General features: G+C 70.2%; 20 protein-coding genes. 10 read left to right on the top strand and 10 right to left on the bottom strand.

Annotated elements, in window-relative coordinates:
• Positions 1-16 precede the first annotated feature (16 nt).
• Entirely contained in the window at positions 17-886 is an 870-nt protein-coding gene (locus CCN51_RS07230; protein WP_014179987.1) for an NAD(P)-dependent oxidoreductase, read from the top strand.
• Complete coding sequence (locus CCN51_RS07225) at positions 883-2,277, top strand: GntP family transporter (protein WP_014179986.1); 1,395 nt, start codon at positions 883-885, stop codon at positions 2,275-2,277. Before CCN51_RS07230 ends, CCN51_RS07225 begins: the two co-directional genes overlap by 4 nt.
• Before the next feature lie 57 nt (positions 2,278-2,334).
• Here the strand turns inward: CCN51_RS07225 and CCN51_RS07220 are convergent, their stop codons facing one another.
• Positions 2,335-3,237: a helix-turn-helix transcriptional regulator gene (locus CCN51_RS07220; RefSeq protein ID WP_014179985.1), complete on the bottom strand. Its 903-nt coding sequence runs from the start codon at positions 3,235-3,237 to the stop codon at positions 2,335-2,337.
• 119 nt (positions 3,238-3,356) lie between these two features.
• Between CCN51_RS07220 and CCN51_RS07215 the strand changes: the two genes are divergently transcribed.
• Entirely contained in the window at positions 3,357-3,977 is a 621-nt protein-coding gene (locus tag CCN51_RS07215) for a DsbA family oxidoreductase (protein ID WP_238545479.1), read from the top strand.
• Here CCN51_RS07215 and arfA read toward each other — a convergent pair.
• On the bottom strand, positions 3,961-5,514 hold the full coding sequence (gene arfA, locus CCN51_RS07210) for an arabinosylfuranosidase ArfA (protein WP_014179983.1): 1,554 nt from the start codon (positions 5,512-5,514) through the stop codon (positions 3,961-3,963). The genes CCN51_RS07215 and arfA overlap by 17 nt on opposite strands.
• 309 nt (positions 5,515-5,823) lie before the next feature.
• Here arfA and CCN51_RS07205 point away from each other — a divergent pair, with 309 nt between their 5' ends.
• Positions 5,824-6,435, top strand: a complete 612-nt coding sequence (locus tag CCN51_RS07205) for a hypothetical protein (protein ID WP_014179982.1) — start codon at positions 5,824-5,826, stop codon at positions 6,433-6,435.
• A gap of 143 nt (positions 6,436-6,578) precedes the next feature.
• Here CCN51_RS07205 and CCN51_RS07200 read toward each other — a convergent pair whose 3' ends face one another.
• Positions 6,579-7,091: a PadR family transcriptional regulator gene (locus CCN51_RS07200; protein WP_014179981.1), complete on the bottom strand. Its 513-nt coding sequence runs from the start codon at positions 7,089-7,091 to the stop codon at positions 6,579-6,581.
• An 89-nt stretch (positions 7,092-7,180) separates the two neighbouring features.
• Between CCN51_RS07200 and CCN51_RS07195 the strand changes: the two genes are divergently transcribed.
• From CCN51_RS07195 to CCN51_RS07180, 4 genes are read left to right on the top strand one after another with little or no spacing between them, the layout of a single operon-like run.
• Positions 7,181-7,750 (top strand): hypothetical protein, encoded by a 570-nt coding sequence (locus tag CCN51_RS07195; RefSeq protein ID WP_043487683.1) that lies wholly within the window; start codon positions 7,181-7,183, stop codon positions 7,748-7,750.
• Positions 7,747-9,063, top strand: coding sequence for a carotenoid oxygenase family protein (locus tag CCN51_RS07190; RefSeq protein ID WP_014179979.1), 1,317 nt, complete (start codon positions 7,747-7,749; stop codon positions 9,061-9,063). The genes CCN51_RS07195 and CCN51_RS07190 overlap by 4 nt, the downstream gene beginning before the upstream one ends.
• Before the next feature lie 58 nt (positions 9,064-9,121).
• Positions 9,122-9,514: a hypothetical protein gene (locus tag CCN51_RS07185; protein WP_014179978.1), complete on the top strand. Its 393-nt coding sequence runs from the start codon at positions 9,122-9,124 to the stop codon at positions 9,512-9,514.
• A gap of 41 nt (positions 9,515-9,555) precedes the next feature.
• A complete protein-coding gene (locus CCN51_RS07180; protein WP_014179977.1) occupies positions 9,556-10,062 on the top strand; it encodes a DinB family protein in 507 nt (168 codons plus the stop codon).
• A 13-nt stretch (positions 10,063-10,075) separates the two neighbouring features.
• Here the strand turns inward: CCN51_RS07180 and CCN51_RS07175 are convergent, their stop codons facing one another.
• From CCN51_RS07175 to CCN51_RS07160, 4 genes are all read right to left on the bottom strand, one after another.
• Positions 10,076-10,444, bottom strand: a complete 369-nt coding sequence (locus CCN51_RS07175) for a hypothetical protein (protein WP_014179976.1) — start codon at positions 10,442-10,444, stop codon at positions 10,076-10,078.
• A gap of 85 nt (positions 10,445-10,529) precedes the next feature.
• The gene (locus CCN51_RS07170; RefSeq protein WP_014179975.1) at positions 10,530-10,730 is read right to left on the bottom strand and encodes a hypothetical protein; all 201 of its coding nucleotides are present in this window, start codon (positions 10,728-10,730) and stop codon (positions 10,530-10,532) included.
• Positions 10,731-10,920: 190 nt separating this feature from the next.
• The gene (locus tag CCN51_RS07165) at positions 10,921-11,904 is read right to left on the bottom strand and encodes a phage baseplate protein (protein ID WP_043487680.1); all 984 of its coding nucleotides are present in this window, start codon (positions 11,902-11,904) and stop codon (positions 10,921-10,923) included.
• Between the two features lie 152 nt (positions 11,905-12,056).
• Positions 12,057-13,064, bottom strand: a complete 1,008-nt coding sequence (locus CCN51_RS07160; protein ID WP_014179973.1) for an arabinan endo-1,5-alpha-L-arabinosidase — start codon at positions 13,062-13,064, stop codon at positions 12,057-12,059.
• A gap of 184 nt (positions 13,065-13,248) precedes the next feature.
• Between CCN51_RS07160 and CCN51_RS07155 the strand changes: the two genes are divergently transcribed.
• Positions 13,249-14,664 (top strand): glycoside hydrolase family 30 protein, encoded by a 1,416-nt coding sequence (locus CCN51_RS07155; RefSeq protein ID WP_014179972.1) that lies wholly within the window; start codon positions 13,249-13,251, stop codon positions 14,662-14,664.
• A 74-nt stretch (positions 14,665-14,738) separates the two neighbouring features.
• Here CCN51_RS07155 and CCN51_RS07150 read toward each other — a convergent pair whose 3' ends face one another.
• The 3 genes from CCN51_RS07150 to CCN51_RS07140 are packed head-to-tail and all read right to left on the bottom strand — an operon-like array spanning position 14,739 to position 17,922.
• A complete protein-coding gene (locus CCN51_RS07150; RefSeq protein ID WP_014179971.1) occupies positions 14,739-15,632 on the bottom strand; it encodes a carbohydrate ABC transporter permease in 894 nt (297 codons plus the stop codon).
• Complete coding sequence (locus CCN51_RS07145) at positions 15,629-16,588, bottom strand: carbohydrate ABC transporter permease (protein WP_014179970.1); 960 nt, start codon at positions 16,586-16,588, stop codon at positions 15,629-15,631. Before CCN51_RS07145 ends, CCN51_RS07150 begins: the two co-directional genes overlap by 4 nt.
• On the bottom strand, positions 16,585-17,922 hold the full coding sequence (locus tag CCN51_RS07140; RefSeq protein ID WP_014179969.1) for an extracellular solute-binding protein: 1,338 nt from the start codon (positions 17,920-17,922) through the stop codon (positions 16,585-16,587). Before CCN51_RS07140 ends, CCN51_RS07145 begins: the two co-directional genes overlap by 4 nt.
• A gap of 199 nt (positions 17,923-18,121) precedes the next feature.
• On the opposite strand from CCN51_RS07140, the gene CCN51_RS07135 reads away from it, so the two are divergent.
• Positions 18,122-18,309: hypothetical protein (locus CCN51_RS07135; RefSeq protein ID WP_143675739.1), on the top strand; the 188-nt coding region annotated here is incomplete at its 3' end.

Here is an 18,309-nt window from a genome sequence, read left to right as displayed (position 1 = left end):
GGCCAGCCGTCGCGCCATGGGGCTGCCCATGGCGCGGCGGCTGGCCGGGGCGTTCCCGGTGGCCGTATTCGACATCGCGGCCGAGCGCCGCGCGCTCGCCGTCGAGCACGGGGCCACGGAGGCCGCCACCCCGGCCGACGCGGCCCGCGACGCCGACGTCGTCGTGCTGGCCGTACGCGACCAGGCCCAGGTCGACGGCGCGCTGTTCGGCGAGTCGGGCGCCGCCCAGACGCTGAAGGCCGGTGCCGTAGTGGTGCTCACCAGCACCGTCGGCCCGGAGGCCGCCCGGTCCACCGCCGCCGCGCTCGCCGAGCGGGGCAAGGACGTACGGCTCGTGGACGCCCCGGTCAGCGGCGGCCCGACCCGCGCCGGGAACGGCGATCTGCTGATCGTGGTCGGCGCGGAGCCGGCCGCCCTCGAGGTGGCCCGCCCGGTGCTGGACCGGCTCGCCTCCACCCTGACGGTCATCGGTGACAAGCCCGGCGACGGCCAGGCCCTCAAGGCCATCAACCAGCTGCTCGCGGGCGTGCACATCGCCGCCGCCGCCGAGGCCGTGGCCCTCGCGCGCGGCCTCGGTCTCGACCCGCAGACCGTGATCGACAGCCTGAGCCAGGGCGCGGCGGGCTCGTTCATGTTCGCCGACCGCGGGCCGCGCATGGCGCAGGCGTACGGCGACGAGGCGGACGCCGTCGAGGTCCGCTCCCGCCTCGACATCTTCGTCAAGGACATGGGCATCGTGACCGGCATCGCGAAGAACGCGCATGTGCCGGTGCCGCTGGCCTCCGCCGCCGAGCAGCTGTATCTGCTGGGCGAGCGGGCCGGGCTCGCGGCCCGCGACGACTCCTCCATCGTGACGGTCCTGTCCCCGAGAGGAGAAGACCGATGAGCCACGGCGCGCTTCTGACGGTGGCGGCGGGGGGCGTGGCCCTCCTGCTACTCATGATCATCAAGGCGAAGATCCAGCCCTTCGTCGCCCTGGTCGTCGTCTCCATCGGCGTGGCGCTCACAGCGGGCGTCCCGGCCGCCGAACTGGTGGCCACCATCGAAGAGGGCATGGGTTCGACGCTCGGCCACATAGCCACGATCATCGCCCTCGGCGCGATGATCGGCCGCATCATCGAACTGTCCGGCGGCGCCGCGTCCTTGGCCCACTCGCTCATGGACCGCTTCGGCGAACGCCGCACCCCGCTCGCGCTCACCGCGGCCGGGTTTCTGCTCGGCATCCCGGTCTTCTTCGAGGTCGGCCTGATCATCCTGATGCCGATCGCGTACGGCGTGGCCCGCGCGTCGCGCAAGCCGCTGCTGGTGTACGCCCTGCCCATGGGCGCGGCGATGCTCACCGTGCACGCCTTCCTGCCGCCCCACCCGGGCGCGGTGGCGGCGGCCACGACGATCGGGGCCGACCAGGGCTGGGTGCTGCTGTTCGGCATTCCGGTGACGGCGGTCGTGATCCTGCTGGGCTATCTGTTCGCCAAGCGGATGACGCGCCGCGAGTACCCGATGACGGCCGATGTGTACGCGAAGGTGTTCGGCGACGGGGACGAGCACGGGTCCGGGGCCGGGGCCGGGCCCGCGCCCAAGGCCGTGGTCGAGGGCGCGGAGAACCCGCCGTCCTTCGGCATGGTGGTGTCCTTGATCGTCACCCCGATCGTCCTCATCCTCCTCGGCACCATCGGCACCAACTTCCTCTCCGAGGGCTCCACCCTCCGCGCCATCCTCACCGTCCTGGGCGCCCCGATGGTCGCCCTGCTCGTCGCGGCGGCGCTCGCCGCGTACTTCCTGGGCGCCCGGCGCGGCTGGTCGAGCGCCCGTATCTCCGAGGTCATGGGCTCGGCGCTGCCGGGCGTGGCCATGGTGATCCTGGTGGCGGGCGCGGGCGGTGTCTTCGGCAAGGTGCTGGTGAAGACCGGCATCGGCGACGCCGTGGCCGACGTCCTGGACCGTACGGGCCTGCCGCTGCTGGCCCTGGCCTTCGCGATGACGATGCTGCTGCGCGCGGTACAGGGCTCCACCACGGTGGCCCTGGTCACCACGGCCGGCCTGATCACCCCGCTGCTCCAGCGCACCGACCTGTCCCCGCAGCAACTCGCCCTGGTCTGCCTGGCAATGGGCGCGGGCGGCCTGTCGGTCTCGCACATCAACGACGCCGGCTACTGGATGTTCACCCGCCTGGTCGGCCTCGAGGTCGGCGACGGCCTGCGCACCTGGACCGTCCTGACGACGGCGATGGGCGTGGCGGGCTTCCTGCTGACGAGCCTGCTCTGGCTGGTCGTTTAGCGGATATCGCAGCGAGACGGCAGCGAGACGGACCGCGTGTGCCTGGCCCCGACGGGGTCAGGCACACGCGTTTCCCGTCATCGCCTGTGTACCGATCACCGCGAGCAGGCTCAGCTTGTCCGCCGCATCCGTGCCCGGGGCGGCGGTGTGGATGACGACGTGGAGGTCGCTGCCGGGGGCGTTGAGGACGTCGCAGTCGAGGACGAGCGGGCCGACGTCGGGGTGGTGGACGGTCTTGGTGTCCATGGTGTGGCTGCCCACCGCGTGCGAGTCCCAGAGCCGGGCGAAGTGGTCGCTGGTGCGGCGCAGGTCGGCGACGAGGGTGCGCAAGGGCCGGTCGGCGGGGTAGCGGGCGGTCGCGGAGCGCAGGTCGGCGACGGTGGCGGTTTCGAAGCGGGCCTGTTGTTCGGGGGTGTGGGTCACGCGGTCGGGGCGCCCGGTGAAGTGGCGCCACAGGACGTTGCGCTCGCGCTCCGAGCGCCCGGAGGGGTCGCCGTGCAGCGCGGCGTACAGCTGGTTCCAGGCGATCAGGGTCCACGCCGCGTCGTACACCCCGACCGGGGTGGCCCGCATCTGGTCGAGCATGCGCTGGACACCGGGGGTGAGGTGGGGCGAGATGCGGTCGGTGGTGGGCGCGGGCCGGCCCGCGAGGAGGAACAGGTGGCGGCGTTCCGGTTCGGACAGCCGCAGGGCTCGGGCGAGGGCGGTCAGGATCTGGGGGGACGGGGAGGTCGCGCGGCCCTGTTCGAGGCGGATGACGTAGTCGACGGACATCCCCGCGAGCTGGGCCAGTTCCTGGCGCCGTAGCCCCGGCGCGCGGCGCACGCGTCCGGCCGGCAGGCCGACCGTCGCCGGGTCCAGCCGGTCGCGCCAGCGGCGCAGCGCGCCCGCGAGGTCGCCGCCGACACCGAGCCCGTTCTGCGCGTCCCTGCCCGGGCCGTCACTCCTCGTCCCGCTCATCGGTCCAGTATCCGGCCGGAGGCCGCGGGCGTCCCGCACCCAGCCTGGTACCGCTTTTACCAGGAAGAGCCTTGTACTCCCTGTCTCTTCGCGCCGCACCGAGGCTGATGGGCATGCAAATGAAACGCCGTGTTGAGATCTCCATGGACCTCGTCTGTGTCCGTTGCTGCCTCGGCTTCACCCGCCTTCTCCGGGCCGCCCGCCACCACCGCTCCGACGGCGGCGAGGTGGACATGGTCATCCGCCCGTTCCAGGCCGAGCCCGACGCGCCGTCCGCCGGTGAGCCGTTGTTCGAGGTGTGGAGGCGGACCCGGGGCGAGGCGTTCGTACGGCAGGTCACGTCGGATACCTCCTTCGGCGTGGCGGACGGTCTGGAGCTGCACTTCGAACGCGCCCTGTTCACCAACACCTTCGAGGCTCACCGGCTGGTCGCCCGCGCGTCCGCGCAGGGGCTCGGGGAGCGGATGGCGGAGCGGCTGTTCCGCGCGTACTTCACCGACGGGCTGCTGATCTCCGACCGCACCACCCTGGCCCGGCTGGCCGCCGAGACCGGGGTGGTGGCGGACCACACCGCCAGCGACACGATCGAGCTGCGCGCCGAACTCGACCGCGTACGCGCGCTCGGCATCCAGGTCGACACCGTGCCGTATGTCGCCTTCGAGGGCGGGACCGTCCTCGAAGGCGCGCAGGAGGAGGATGCCTATCGCGCGGCGCTGACCGCGCTCACGCCAGCCGGATGACGTTCCAGGACATCGGCTCCAGCGTGGCCCGCAGCACCCCGCCGTCCAGGGCCGTGCCGGTGGCGGGGTGCGGGGTGACGCGCTCGGGCTCGGTCAGGGTGTTGCGGGCCTCGGGGTCGGCGTCCGCGAGGACGCTGTGCTCGACGATCCGGGATACGGACAGGCCGCGCAGGTCCACCTCCAGCGGCAGCGGCCGCGTCTGGTCGCGGTTGACGGCGAAGACGGTGACCTCGCCGGTCTCCTCGTCCACGACGGCGGTGGCGTGCAGCAGCGGCACCTCGCCGTACTTGGCCGTCTCGTGCGTCGGGCTGTCGACGTTGACCTGGAGGACCCGCCCGCGCCCGTGGCGGGAGGCCTGCGCGAACGGGAAGAAGGTGGTCTGCTTCCAGGCCGGGCCGCCCGGCTCGGTCATGATCGGCGCGATGACGTTGACGAGTTGGGCGAGGCAGGCGACGGTGACCCGGTCGGCGTGGCGCAGCAGCGCGATGAGCAGCGAGCCGAAGACGACGGCGTCGGTGACGGAGTAGTTGTCCTCCAGGAGCCGGGGCGCCTCGTCCCAGTTGGGCGGCTCGGCGCCGTGGAAGCGGGTCAGGTACCAGACGTTCCACTCGTCGAAGGAGAGGTTGATCTTCTTCTTGGACTTCAGCCGGGCGCCCACGTGGTCGCAGGTGGCGACCACGTTCTCGATGAAGGACTCCATGTCGACGGCCGAGGCGAGGAAGGAGTCGCGGTCGCCGTCGAGCTCTTCGTAGTAGGCGTGCAGGGAGATGTAGTCGACGAGGTCGTAGGCCTCTTGCAGGACCGTCGCCTCCCACTCGGCGAAGGTCGGCATGGACTGCGAGGAGCTGCCGCAGGCCACCAGCTGCACATCCGGGTCGATCTGCCGCATGGCGCGGGCGGTTTCGGCGGCCAGCCGCCCGTACTCCTCGGCCGTCTTGTGGCCGGTCTGCCAGGGGCCGTCCATCTCGTTGCCCAGGCACCACAGCCGGATGTTGTACGGGTCCTTGTCGCCGTGTGCGGCACGGCGGTCGGACAGGGCGGTGCCGGACGGGTGGTTGGCGTATTCCTGCAGCTCCAGCGCCTCGGCCACGCCGCGCGTGCCGAGGTTGAGGGCCATCATCGGCTCGCCGTCGACCTTGCGGAGGAAGTCGATGTACTCGCCGAGGCCGAAGCGGTTGGTCTCGGTGGACCGCCAGGCCAGGTCGAGTCGGCGCGGGCGCTCGTCGACGGGGCCGACGCCGTCCTCCCACTTGTAGCCGGAGACGAAGTTGCCGCCGGGATAGCGGATGACGGTGACGCCCAGCTCGCGGATCAGCTCCAGGACGTCGGTGCGCAGACCGGCCTCGTCGGCGGTGGGGTGGCCGGGTTCGTAGATGCCGGTGTAGACGCAGCGGCCCAGGTGCTCGACGAACGACCCGAACATACGCGGGTCGACGTCGCCCACGGCGAAGGCGGGGTCGAGGGTGAAGCGGGCCGGACGGGCGGGAGCGGGGGTGTCGGCGGCGGCGGTGCGGTTGCTGGGGGGCGTCGGCTGCATTGCGGCGTCTCTCTCCTGCGCTGGCGCGCTGTCGCTTGCTCGCTTGATCGCTTGATTGCGTGGTCGCTTTTCCGAGATCTTGTCCGAGATCTCGGATACCGATCGCAACTTCGAACGAGACGGTAAGATCTCCGTTCCCCACGCGTCAACGCCTCGCGCACCGCGTAACCGCCCGGCCCGACTGTCGGAGGCGCGAGAGAGACTTCCTGTGCTGCCATCTGCCCCAGGAGGTCCGCGTGTTGAGCCCGACCATCGAGCCCGGAGGGAGACCTTCTCGCTGAGGACTGGAACGAACAGCTCGATGTCGCGGTGCGGGTCCATCTGCTCGACCGCTGGGTGAGCGAGGACGCCCCCGACGCACCCATGGTTCTCACGGACATCCGGCCGGAGCCGAACGAACCCTGGATGATGCGGCCCGACGCGCTCGTGAAGACCGGACTCTTCCCGGCCGTGGAGCACACGAGCGGCACGAGGCGCGAGCCGCACACCTGCCGTGCCGTTGCCGTGGCAGAGGCGGCCTCCGCCGTGGAGCGGGCCCTGCTGGCGGGCGGCAGCGCTCCATCACCACGCGTTGAACTGCTCATCGCCGACCTGCGCGAGTTGATCCTCTCCCAGGGACGGGAAGCGGTGCTCGTGACAGCCGCCGACCCGGTCACCGGCACGGTCGTACACGACGAGACCCATGTGGTGCTGGCGTGGGAGACCGAGCACGACGCGGCGCTGCGCATCAGCGTCACCCCCCGCCCCAAGGGACGCGCCGAGCCGCTTCACGCCGCGTGCTCCTTCGCCGCCTGCCCCGACGGCGTCCAGGCTGCCTCCGAGGAGCACCGGCTCGCGGAGGCGAAGGCGCGCGCCCTGTGCGCCGGGACGATTCTCGCGGCCTTCTTGAAGTGCGACGGGCGCGCCGCCCGAACGGCGTGACAACGCCCACCCTCCGCCAGTCGGCCCGGACCACGCATCGGGGCGGCCCCGATCCGGCCCTGGGCCGCCCCGTACGGGCCCAGGGTGCCGGGCCCCTACATCGGCGCCCGCCTCCGCCCGACGGCCATATGAGCCGCTGATGCCTATCTGATCTGACCGGCCGCCCACTCGGCCCATTCGCGGCGCATGGCGTTGAACCGCAGGCCGTACTCCAGCGCGATCCGGCCGTAGACCGACAGATCGTCGTCGCCCCAGTCGATGGACTCCGCCAGCAGGCGCAGCTCCTCGTGTCCCTGCTCGGACATCTCGACGAGTCCGGCCAGGTATGCGCGCGCCTGCTCGGGCTTGAGCACCCCCAGGAAGAACACCCGCAGCAGAATGTCGCTGCGGGTGTTCCGCTGCGGTTTGGTCTCCGTCAGCCAGTGCCGCAGCTCGGCCAGCCCCCCGTCGGCGATGGCGTATTCCTTGCGGCCGCGTGGCCCCTCGGCGGCCACCGTGATCAGTCCGCCGGCCGCCAGTTTGGTCAGCTCCGTATAGATCTGGCTCTGGGTCGCGGGCCAGACGGTGGCCAGCGAGGTCTCGAACCGCTTGAGCAGGTCGTATCCGCTGGCGGGGCGCTCCGAGAGGAGGCCGAGCAGTGCGTGTCGAAGGCTCATGCCCCCACCCTACCTTCCATGATTGACATGTCGTAGCTGGACCTTCTAGTTTTGACATGTCAGAAGAGGGACCTCGAAATGGAGTGATCATGTCCTACCTGCGTACGTTTCTGCCGTGGATCGTCTTCGCCGTACTGCCCTCCGGGAGCTGGCAGTGGGGCGCGCTGGCCGCGCTGGTGGTCGCGGTGGGGTTGATCGGTCAGCAGGTACGGGACGGGGTCGGGCTCGACGCGCTGATCATCGAGCTGGGCTCGGCGGTTTTCTTCGCCGCCCTGGCCGTCGTCGCCTTCACCGACCACGACTCGGGCGTGCACGACTACTCCGCGGCCCTCTCCTCGGGCACGCTGGCGGTCATCGCCGGGGTCTCGCTGGCCATCGGCAAGCCGTTCACGCTGGGCATCGCCAAGCGCACCACCCCGCGCGAGCTCTGGGCCCTCAAGCCGTTCATCCGGACCAATGTCATCATCACCGCCGTATGGACCGGGGCCTTCGTCCTGACCGCCCTCGCGCTCGCCTTCGAGGCGCACACCGGACACGGTCACTCGACCCCCGCCACGCTCGTCCAGATCGCGGGCTTCGCCGTCCCGATGGTCTTCACCATCCGCTACGTCGCCCACGTCCAGGCCAAGGCCGGGCAGGCCGGGCAGCTCGCCCGATGACCCCGCGACACCTCGCCGGGAACTACGCCCCGGTCGCCGAAGAACTCACCGCCCACGACCTGCCGGTGACCGGCACGATCCCGCCCGAGCTGGCCGGCTGGTATCTGCGCAACGGGCCGAACCCGGCCGACGCCGCCTCCGGACACTGGTTCTTCGGCGACGGAATGATCCACGGGCTGCGGCTGGAGGCCGGGCGGGCCGTCTCGTACCGCAACCGCTGGGTGCGTACCCGCAGCCGCACCGACGGGGCGCGGATCTACGACGAGCGGGGCCACCGCGATCTCGCCGCGGGCCCCGCCAACACCCACGTCGTACGGCACGCCGGCCGCACCCTGGCCCTGTCCGAGACGACCCTGCCCTACGAGCTCACCCGCGACCTGGACACCCAGGGCCCCTACGACTTCGGCGGCACGCTGCACACCGCCATGACCGCCCACCCGAAGACCTGCCCGACCACCGGAGAGCTGCATTTCTTCGGCTACGGGATGCTGGAGTCCACCCATCTCACCTACCACCGGGCCGATGCCACGGGCGAACTGGTCATCAGCAGGCCCATCGAGGTGCCGGGCCCGACCATGCTGCACGACTTCGCCCTGACCGCCGAACACATCGTCTTCATGGACCTGCCCGTCGTCTTCGACCCCGAACTCGCCACGGTCGGCGGCACCATGCCCTACAGCTGGGACGACGGATACGGCGCCCGGCTGGGCGTGCTGCGCCGCGACGATCCGCACGGCGCGGTGCGATGGTTCGACATCGACCCGTGCTACGTCTTCCACTCCCTCAACGCCTACGACGCGCCGGACGGCACCATCGTGATGCATGTGATGCGCTACCCGGAGATCTGGCGGCGGACCGGCCACGGCATCACCCCGCCCCAGGACGCGGTCCTGTGGAAGTGGACGATCGATCCGGCGGCCGGGACGGTCCGCGAGGAGCAGTGCGACGACCGGCCGGGCGAGTTCCCCCGGATCGACGACCGGCTGACCGGGCTCGCCTCCGCGTACGGGCATATGACCTGCGACAGCTCACTGGTGCGGTACGACCTGGCCACCGGGGTCACGACCGCGCACGACTTCGGCCCCGGCCGCACCCCCGGCGAGGCGGCCTTCGCCCCCGCCGACGATACGGCCGGCGGCCCCGGCTGGCTCATGACGTACGTCCACGACGCCGCCACCGACCGCAGCGACCTGGTCATCCTGGACGCGGACGACCTCGCCGCGGATCCCGTCGCCACGGTCCATCTGCCGGCCCGGGTGCCGTTCGGTTTCCACGGCAATTGGCTCGACGACCGCCACCCGACGGCCCCATGATTCACTTGCCTCGGCCTAAGAGCGTCTGCCGCGGCAACTGAGGCACGGGGGAATCGCATTGAGTGACGTCTACTCACCCATCCCGGAACTGAACCTGCTCAAGGAGTTCAGCGACCGGATCGGTCAGGTCTGGTACTCGGCGGGGTTCGAGCTGTGCGAGTACGGCGTGGACGCCGGCCTGGACACCTGGTCGGAGGATCCGGAGTTCCTGGCCCCCTTCATCCCCTTCGCCAAGGCCACCCGCTCCGGTTCCCACTACGCCCTGTGGCGCTGTGACGATCGGGCCGACCTCGTCGAGCAGCACACCGAGGGCCACGAGGAGTACGTCACCTGGTTGGACGAGACCTTCGGGCTGCGACCGCCGGAGGACATCGACGTGCTCAAGGCTGGGCTGAAGGAGCACGACGAACAGTTCAAGACGTGGGCGAGCCGGTTCATCGAGCTGGACTGAAAGCCTCCGCGACCATCAGCCCGTACGAAAGGGACCCACCCGTGACCACCGAACGCCCCCGCATACCCACCACCGCGGACGAGCGCGAGACGCTGCGCGGCTTCCTCGACTTCCACCGGGCGACCCTCGCCAAGAAGTGCGACGGCCTGTCCGACGAGGAGCTGCGGCGTCAGTCGATGCCGCCCTCGACGCTCTCGCTGCTCGGGCTGGTACGGCATATGGCCGAGGTGGAGCGCAACTGGTTCCGCCGGGTGCTGGGCGGCGAGGACATCCCGCTCGTATGGTCGGACTCGTTCGACTTCCAGGCGGCCTACGACGCGCGGGAGGCCACGCGGGCCGAGGCGTTCGCGGCCTGGCAGGCGGAGGTGGAGCACGCACGGCGGATCGAGGCGGCGGCCGAGTCGCTGGAGGTGACGGTCCACGCCGAGCGGTGGGGGCAGGACGTATCGCTGCGCACGGTGATGCTGCACATGATCCTTGAGTACGGGCGGCACAACGGCCACGCCGACTTCCTGCGCGAGGGCGTCGACGGGACCGTTGGCGTCTGACGACGGCGCCGTCCTACCGGCTCACCAGCCGGAGCTCCACCTCGCGCTCCTGGTCGCCCGCCACCTTGCCGTGGTCCTCGACGGCGAAGGCGCGGGCCAGGACCTCGCGCATCAGCTCCACCTGGCACGGGCAGCCCTGCAGATCGGCCGTGATGGGCGCGGTGAGTGCGGTGGGCTCGGGCTCCGGGTGGCTCGGGGTCACCTCGAAGGTCGAGGTCCACACCACCGGGTGGCCTTCGAGCGGATGCTCCGGCAGACCGGCGTACGCGTCGTCGGAGCGGTAGCAGTGGTGCAGTGCGTCGAAGACCACGTCGGCGTCGTCCCGCGAGTTTCCGGTGAGGGTCACCGTTACGTCCTCGGCGTGCCATTCCACGCTGGCCATGGCGGGCACCTTCTTCGCATTCGCTGAGCGGTTCGTGCGGTTTCCTTACCTTTATGTTCGCAGCTTTTGCGGATTTTGTACGGCTTCACCCGGATGGCTCATCCGGAATCGGATGGTCCACGTCGTCGTCGCTGCCGTCCGGGGCGCCGTACCGGCCTGCGGCACCGCCCACGTCCGGGCCGTCCACATCCAGCGGGTCCGGGCCGTCGTGCGCCTGCTGGTCGGGCAGGTCCCTCGGTACGGCGTGGGCATGGTCCCCGGGGGCTTCCAGTCGTCGGTCAGTCACTGCCGGTTCCCTTCGTCGGCGGACGGACCTCCCTCAGGTACCCGGAGCGCCCGGAGCTACGCCGGCAGGCCGGGCGGGAGCCGCTGCTGGGGGCGAGGTGCAGGTGACCTTGGTGCGCCGTATACGGGCCCCCGCCCAGCGGCTGCCGGTACGAGTCGCTGAGCGGGAGCCCGCCGCGTCGAGCCTCGGCTCAGACGAGGACGTTCTTGTAGAAGAGGTTGCTGCGGCGGTCACCCGCCTCACCGGAGGCGAAGCCCAGGAAGAGCCGGACCTCCCCCGCGGCCGTCCGGTACACCCCCATGCCTTCGGGTTCGCGGTAGGTCAGCGTGGAGCCCGCCCCGGTGAAGGCCCGCTGGGTGAGCGCCCCGGTGTTGACGTTGACGCTGGAGGTGTAGGCGTTGCCGGGGGACGGGTTGTCGGCGCCGTAGGCGGTGCCGGTCAGCTGGTAGACGTAGCTTCCGTAGAGCGTGTAGCCCTGGAAGACGGCCGAGTCGCTGGGCTGGGCGAAGTCCGCCAGGCGGTTGGAGTAGTTGCCGGCCGCGACCTCGTTCACATTGAAGATCGCGTACCGCCTGCTGCCCGCGGTGTTGAGGTAGCGGATCGCCATCCGGTTGTTCACCGGGTCGATCGCGCAGGTGGTCTCCGTCGCGTCGGAGACGGGCGAGTGCTTGGTCAGCGCGGAGGAGGTGTTGGAGAGGGTCGTTCCGCTGCTCCAGCGGAAGCGGGCCAGTCGTTTGCCGCGGGCGCCGCTGTTGACGTCCACTTCGGTCCACAGATAGGTGCTGGTGCCCACGGGCTGCGCGGCGATGGACACGGCGTGTCCGAATCCGAGCAGATACATATAGCCGAGCTCATTGCCGGAGAAGTCCAGCTGGGTGATGCACAGATCGCCGCTGCTGTCCGCGGAGCCGTCTTTGAGCTGGGCCACGAACAGGCGCCGGTTGACGTTGTCGAAGCAGAACGACTGCTGGACCCTCGCGTCGTGCAGCCGCGCATGGCGGAACAGATCGTACGAGGGCTGGGTCAGATCGAAGCGCGAGGATGTCGGTACGGCGGTGGGGGCCGACTCGCTCGCGGTGGCCACCTTGGCCCCCAGTCCGAACGCGGCGCCCGCCGCGGCGCCGCCGCCGAGCATCAGTAACCGGCGTCTGTTCCAGGTGCGGTCTTGCGTCATGGATCTCTGCTCTCTGTCGGTGATGTGCCGTAGCGCCTCCGCCCCTTCGCGACGAGGGGCGGAGGCGCTACGCGCGTAGGATCTTCGTGATCCGTCTCCAGATTTGCCCTTGGTACACCTCCTCGAAGCGTCAGGTTCATGTCAGACCATGATCAGTACGCGGTCGGCCAACCCCCGCTCCAGCTCAGCAGGTTGACGCCGAGCTTCGGGGTGCCGTTGTCCTCGCCGTCGTAATAGTGGTAGACGAGCAGGTCACCGTCGACGTCGCTCATGACCGACTGTCCGCCGGGGCCGATGTAGCGGCCGTGGGACTCCAGCACCACCGAGCCGCCGTTGTTCATCATGTTGACCCCGTTCTTGTCGAGGTACGGCCCGGTGGGGCTGGTGGCGCGGCCGGCCTTGATCTTGTACGTGGAGCTGGTGCCCGCGCAGCAGGTGTCGTACGAGGCGAACAGGTAGTAGTAGCCGTTGCGCTTGACGACCGTGGGCGCCTCGACGGCCTTGGTGCCGGTGGGCCGGGAGGCGATGCCGTAGACGGTCTTGTCGCCGGAGTACTGCTTGCCCGTGGACGGGTCGATCCGGATCATCTTCAGCCCCGACCACCACGAGCCGAAGGACAGCCACCACTTGCCGTCGCCGTCGACGAAGAGGTTGGGGTCGATGGCGTTGTAGTTGCTGCTGCCGGTGGTGGAGTGCACGATGCCGTAGTCGGTCCAGGTGCCCGCCTTGCCGCTGGACGAGGTGGCGAACCCGATCGCGGAGTTGCTGGACCCGAAGGACGAGACGGCGTAGTACATCAGGTACTTGCCGCCCTGGTACGAGATATCGGGCGCCCAGGGGTCATTGCTCGAGGAGTAGTTCTTCCACCACGACGGCGGGGTGTTGAAGGCGTTCCCCGAGCGGCTGAAGGCGATCCGGTCGGTGGAGGTGCGGGCCTCCAGACCGCCGTGGGTGGAGTACAGCAGGTAGGTGCCGTCGCTCGCGCGGATCATGGTGGGGTCGTGCACGACGATATCGCCCGTCACCCGGCCCGGATTGGGGTAGGCGGAGGCGCTGGTCGGCAGCAGGGCGAAGGCCGTGGCGGCCGCCAGGACGGCGAGTCGCCGGCCCCTGCGGAAGCGGCTGCCCGCGCGCGTGCGCGCGGACTTGGCGTGGATCATTCGGCTCTCCTTCGGAATGTTTTCGGTGCCCCTCCGAAACACATGGCGGTACGCGATGCGATGGGTGGCCTCAACACCTCCCTCGTCCCAGGGGATTGACTCGCCTCTCAGCTGCCTCTACGTTCCCTCGAACGTTTCGGTGACGTTCCGGAAGTTTTTCGGAGGCAGGGGAAAGGACGCTCTTGTGATCAAGGTGATGCGCGCCGCTGTGACGGGCGCACTGGCCGTCGCCCTCCTGGGCACGGCGGCGACCGTGCCGGAGGCCCACGCCGGGGACGGCACCGCGGCGGGGACCGCCGGCCGGGTGGACTTCGGCCAACGCCAGCAGCCCATCGACGGCTTCGGCTTCTCGCAGGCCTTCCAGCGCGCCGACATCATGCACGGCGCGCGCGGGCTGACCCCCGAACATCAGCGGGAGGTCCTGGACCTGCTGCTGGACCGGAAGTCCGGGGCCGGTCTGAGCATTCTGCGGCTGGGCGTCGGCTCGTCCTCGGACGACGTCTACGACCACATGAAGTCGATCCAGCCGACCGACCCGGGCGGCCCCGAGGCCACACCGCGCTATGAGTGGGACGGCGACGACGGCGGCCAGGTGTGGCTGGCGAAGGAGGCGAAGGCGTACGGCGTCAAACGCTTCTACGCCGACGCCTGGAGCGCTCCCGGCTATATGAAGACCAACGGCACGGACGCGAACGGCGGCACGCTCAAGCCGGAGTGGCGGCAGGCATACGCCGACTACCTCGTGCAGTACGCGAAGTTCTACCGCCAGGAGGGCGTCCGCATCACCGATGTCGGCTTCACCAACGAGCCGGACCTGTCCACCTCGTATGCGTCCATGCAGTTCACGCCCGAGCAGGCGGTGCAGACGGTCAAGGCGCTCGGGCCGACCGTGCGGCGGGCCGGGCTCAACCTGGTGTGCTGCGACGCCGCCGGATGGGACCAGCAGGCGGCGTTCAGCGCGGCGATCGAGGCGGATCCGCGGGCCGCGGCGTTGGTCGGGGTGCACACCGGCCATCCGTACGTCACCCCCTCCGACCAGCCGCTGCCGACCAACCGCCGCACCTGGATGTCCGAGTGGAGCCCGAACGGCGCCACCTGGAACGAGGCATGGGACGACGGCTCCGGCTACGACGGACTGGCCGTCGCCGAGGCCATCCACACCACGCTCGCGGACGCCCACGCCAGCGCGTATGTGTACTGGTTCGGCGCCTCGATCGGAGCCACGCGCGGGCTGATCCAGCTGGACGGGGCGGACTACCACGTCTCCAAGCGGCTGTGGGCCCTGGCCGCGTACAGCAGATTCATCCGGCCGGGGGCGGTGCGGGTGGCCGCAGCGACCGAGGCGTCGGGCGTCAAGATCACGGCGTTCCGCAACCGGGACGGGAAGCGGGTGCTGGAAATCCTCAACACCGGGACGGACACGGTGCGGACTGACTACGCGCTGACGGGCGGCGGTGCGGGCGGCTCCGCGCGCGGGTCGGTGTACCGCACGGACGAGACGCATTCGCTGAGCCGGGTCGGCGCGGTGGACGTCCGAGGCGGAAAGCTGGGCGTCGAGCTGCCGGCGCGGTCGCTGACCACGGTGGTGCTGGGGAGCTGAGCGTCGCCGGTGGGTTCGGTCTGCCCGGCGGACTGCCGGGCCGGGCAGACCGACACCACCCCGTGGGGGGACACTCACTGGCCCGCCAGCCCCGTATGGGCCACACCGCGGACGATCTGGCGCTGGAAGAGCGTGAAGACCACCAGCAGCGGCAGACCGGCGATCACAACCGAGGCCATCATCTGGGCGTACCGCAGCCCGTACGAGGACTGGACGTTGACCAGCCCCACCGGCAGCGTCATCCCGTTCGGGTCGGTCGTGACCAGGAACGGCCACAGGAAGTTGTTCCACGTCGAGATGAAGGTGAAGATCGCCACGGCCGCGAGCACCGGCCGGGACAGCGGCATCACAATGGTCCAGAAGACCCGCCACCGCCCCGCCCCGTCCACGAACGCCGCCTCCTCCAGCTCACGCGGCACCCCGTCGAAGAACTTGACCAGGATGAAGACCATCGCGGGCACGGCGACCTGCGGCAGGATCACGCCCCAGTAGGTGTCGACGAGCCCCATGGAGACCATCTCCGCGAACAGCGGGGCCATCAGCACCTGCGGCGGCACCATGATCCCGGCCAGCACCAGACCGTAGAGCACCTTGCGGCCGCGGAACTCGGTGCGCGAGAAGCCGTACGCGGCCATGGCGCACAGCACCACGGTCAGCAGGGTCGTCATGACCGAGATATAGGCGGAGTTGAACATCCACTGAGCGATGTCGCCCGACTTCCACACCTCGCGGTATGCGCCGAAGGTAATCGTCGAGCCGATCCACTTCAGCGGCGTCGTGGTGGTCTCCCCCTCCGGTTTGAGGGAGGTGGCCACCGCCCACGCCAGCGGCAGCACCCACAGCACCACCAGCGCGAGCGCGATCAGCAGCATGGCGATCCGGCCCGGGGACCAGCGGAACCGGCGGCCCGCGCCGGCGTCCGCGCTCGCGCCCGTTTTCGTCCGTGTCACAGCTGTCTCCGCGCTCATATCCGCGCGCCTTCCTCACTCGCGCGGCGGGTCAGCCGCAGATGGATCAGGGAGACGATCACGATCAGGGCGAAGAAGAGATACGAGACGGCGGAGGCGTAGCCGATGCGGTAGCCGGTGAAGCCCGCCTGGTAGACGTACTGGAGGATCGGGCGGGTGGAGTCGTCCGGGCCGCCCGCGGTCATGATGTAGACCTGATCGAAGATCTTCAGCGAGGCCAGGATCTGCAGCACGACCACAACGCCCGTGGTGCGCCGCAGCATCGGCAGGGTGATGTTCCGCAGCCTGGCCCAGGCGCCCGCGCCGTCCAGCTCCGCCGCCTCGTACAGATGCTGCGGGATGGCCTGGAGCGCGGCGAGATACAGCAGGAAGTTGAAGCCGACGGTCCACCAGACGGTGGTCGCGACGATGGACAGCATGGCGTAGCGCTCATCGGTGAGCCAGCCGATACCGGGGTGCAGTCCGAGGGAGGCCAGCGCCTGGTCGGCGAAGCCGAAGTCGGACGGGAAGATCACCCACATGAAGAGCAGCCCGACGACGCCCGACGGCAGCAGGAAGGGCGCGAACCAGCTCAGCCGCCACAGCCACTGGACCACCCGCAGATGGTGCGCGAGCAGCGCCAGGCCCAGGCCGACGAGGACGAGGGGGACCGTGGACAGGATGGTGAACCAGACCGTGTTCCACAGCGAGGACCAGACGTCGGGGTCCTGAAGGGCCTCGGCGTAGTTGTCGAAGCCGATGAAGTGGCTGTCGGTGCCGGCGATGTTGTCGTCGCCGAGGCTCATCTTGACGCCGTACAGCAGCGGCCAGAGGAGGAAGAGCGCGTAGACGACGAGGAAGGGCGCGACGAAGACCAGCCCGTGCTCGGTCCAGTGGCGGCGTACGGTCCTGGGCGGGGTGATGGCCGTGCTCTCGGAGGAACGGGGCGGGGGCGCGGTGACGGTCGGCGCGCTCATTTCGCACCTCCGAAGGGGTTGGGGGTGTCGAGGAGCTCGCGCAGCCGGGACTTGGCCTCTTTCAGCGCGTTCTGGGGCGTACGGGAGCCGGTGAACACCCCGGAGAAGGCCGAGCCGAGCTCGATCCACATGAGGGAGGCGGAGCCGGCGAACCAGGCGGGCTCGTCGAGCGCGACGTCGTTGACGACCGAGCGGTATTCGGACTGCGGCTGGAGCTTGAGATACGCGGGGTTCTCCAGCGTCGGCAGATACGCCGGCACATGCCCGCCCTTGGCCCATTCGACGGTGTGCTTGAGCATCCAGGCAACGAACCCGTGGGCCGCTTCATTGCTCTCGCCGCCCCGGTCCCTCTGATGGGGCAGGACGAAGGAGTGGCAGTCGGCCTGGGCGGTGGGGCGGCCGAAGAGGGCCGGCACCCGGGTCATGGAGAACGGCAGCTTGGTCGTGCGGAAGGAGCTGATCTCCCACTCGCCGTTGAGGTAGAAGGCGGTCTTGCCGCCGTTGAAGACGGCGATGGAGCCCGGGTAGTCGACGCGGCGGTGGCACAGCCCCTCGTCGACGAGCATGGCCATGTACTCGAGCGCCTTGAGCGCCTTGGCGTCATCGAGGGCGAGACGGCGGCCGTCGGCGGACAGGACCTTTCCACCGGTCTGGGAGTAGAGAGTGGAGAACACCCGCCAGGGGCCGACGACATCGCCGCCGATGGTCTCGGTGACCAGCCCCGGCGCTCCGGTGGCCTTCTTGGCGGCGCGCAGCGCGGCGGTGAACTCCTCGGCGCCGTGGATGGGTTTGAGCTTGCCGTCGGGGCCGAGCAGCCCGGCCTTCTCGCACACCTCGGTGTTGTAGAAGAGCACCATGGGGTGGGTGTCGAGCGGGATGGCGTACTGCTTGCCGCCGACCGCGCCGCGCTTCCAGATGTCCTCGGGGAAGTCGTCGGCGGTCACCCCGTGATCGGCGAGGAGATCGAGGTCGAAGGCGTCGAGGAGGCGGCCGGGCGCGAACCCGGCGAGCCGGGCCAGATGCAGCGCCGCGACCTCGGGGGCGCGCCCGCCCGCGCCCGCCATGCCGAGCTTGGTGTAGTACGGGGAGCCCCACTGGAGCGTGGCGGCCTCCAGGCCGATCGAGGGATGAGCCGCGCTGTAGGCGTCCAGCATCGCTTTCATGTTGACGCCGTCGCCACCGCCGAAGAGATGCCAGTAGCGCAGCCGGGTCTTGCCCGCGCCGACAGACGAGGGCGCGGCGCAACCGGCGGCACCCGCGCCCACGGCGCCGGCGGCGGCGAGGGCGCCGAGCCCGGTGAGCACCCCGCGGCGGGTTGGGGAGGATCGTTGCATTGCGGCTCATTCCTGCTGCACAGGCAGCGCTGTTCGCTATTTCGAATGCCGCTCGTAACTTCGGACCGGGAACATAAGCCGCCGAGGAGTGCGCGTCAACGCTTTGAACACGACTCGCCCCACCCCTTGACCGGTGTCGGAGCAAGCGCTTACCGTCCGGCCGTCGGACGTGCGAGGCGGGGATGAGACGGGGCAACTCATGTTTGAGCTGGGAGATCTGACCGTCCGGTATCCGCGCCACGACGCGGCGGGCGACGGCGGCGCGCGGACCGCGATCGGGGCCGAGGCCGCGATCGGCCTCGAGATCTTCCCGACCGAGCTGGCCGACCACCTGGCACCACCCCGCGACCGCCTGCCGGGGGACGCCGCCCGCCACCACCCCGACAC

The sequence above is a fragment of the Streptomyces milbemycinicus genome, from assembly GCF_002154605.1.
GTDB classification, from domain to species: domain Bacteria; phylum Actinomycetota; class Actinomycetes; order Streptomycetales; family Streptomycetaceae; genus Streptomyces; species Streptomyces milbemycinicus.
The sequence above is the reverse complement of the archived record's forward strand: the minus strand, read 5'-3'. Positions and strand labels throughout refer to the sequence as shown.

Coding starts and splice junctions, on each gene's coding strand:
- CCN51_RS07165 (WP_043487680.1), bottom strand. CDS start 11,904: ATGACGCAAGACCGCACCTGGAACAGACGCCGGTTACTGATGCTCGGC.
- CCN51_RS07190 (WP_014179979.1), top strand. CDS start 7,747: ATGACCCCGCGACACCTCGCCGGGAACTACGCCCCGGTCGCCGAAGAA.
- CCN51_RS07200 (WP_014179981.1), bottom strand. CDS start 7,091: ATGAGCCTTCGACACGCACTGCTCGGCCTCCTCTCGGAGCGCCCCGCC.
- CCN51_RS07225 (WP_014179986.1), top strand. CDS start 883: ATGAGCCACGGCGCGCTTCTGACGGTGGCGGCGGGGGGCGTGGCCCTC.
- CCN51_RS07160 (WP_014179973.1), bottom strand. CDS start 13,064: ATGATCCACGCCAAGTCCGCGCGCACGCGCGCGGGCAGCCGCTTCCGC.
- CCN51_RS07175 (WP_014179976.1), bottom strand. CDS start 10,444: ATGGCCAGCGTGGAATGGCACGCCGAGGACGTAACGGTGACCCTCACC.
- CCN51_RS07140 (WP_014179969.1), bottom strand. CDS start 17,922: ATGCAACGATCCTCCCCAACCCGCCGCGGGGTGCTCACCGGGCTCGGC.
- CCN51_RS07215 (WP_238545479.1), top strand. CDS start 3,357: ATGAAACGCCGTGTTGAGATCTCCATGGACCTCGTCTGTGTCCGTTGC.
- CCN51_RS07195 (WP_043487683.1), top strand. CDS start 7,181: ATGTCCTACCTGCGTACGTTTCTGCCGTGGATCGTCTTCGCCGTACTG.
- CCN51_RS07230 (WP_014179987.1), top strand. CDS start 17: ATGGGGCTGCCCATGGCGCGGCGGCTGGCCGGGGCGTTCCCGGTGGCC.
- CCN51_RS07145 (WP_014179970.1), bottom strand. CDS start 16,588: ATGAGCGCGCCGACCGTCACCGCGCCCCCGCCCCGTTCCTCCGAGAGC.
- CCN51_RS07220 (WP_014179985.1), bottom strand. CDS start 3,237: ATGAGCGGGACGAGGAGTGACGGCCCGGGCAGGGACGCGCAGAACGGG.
- CCN51_RS07150 (WP_014179971.1), bottom strand. CDS start 15,632: ATGAGCGCGGAGACAGCTGTGACACGGACGAAAACGGGCGCGAGCGCG.
- arfA (WP_014179983.1), bottom strand. CDS start 5,514: ATGCAGCCGACGCCCCCCAGCAACCGCACCGCCGCCGCCGACACCCCC.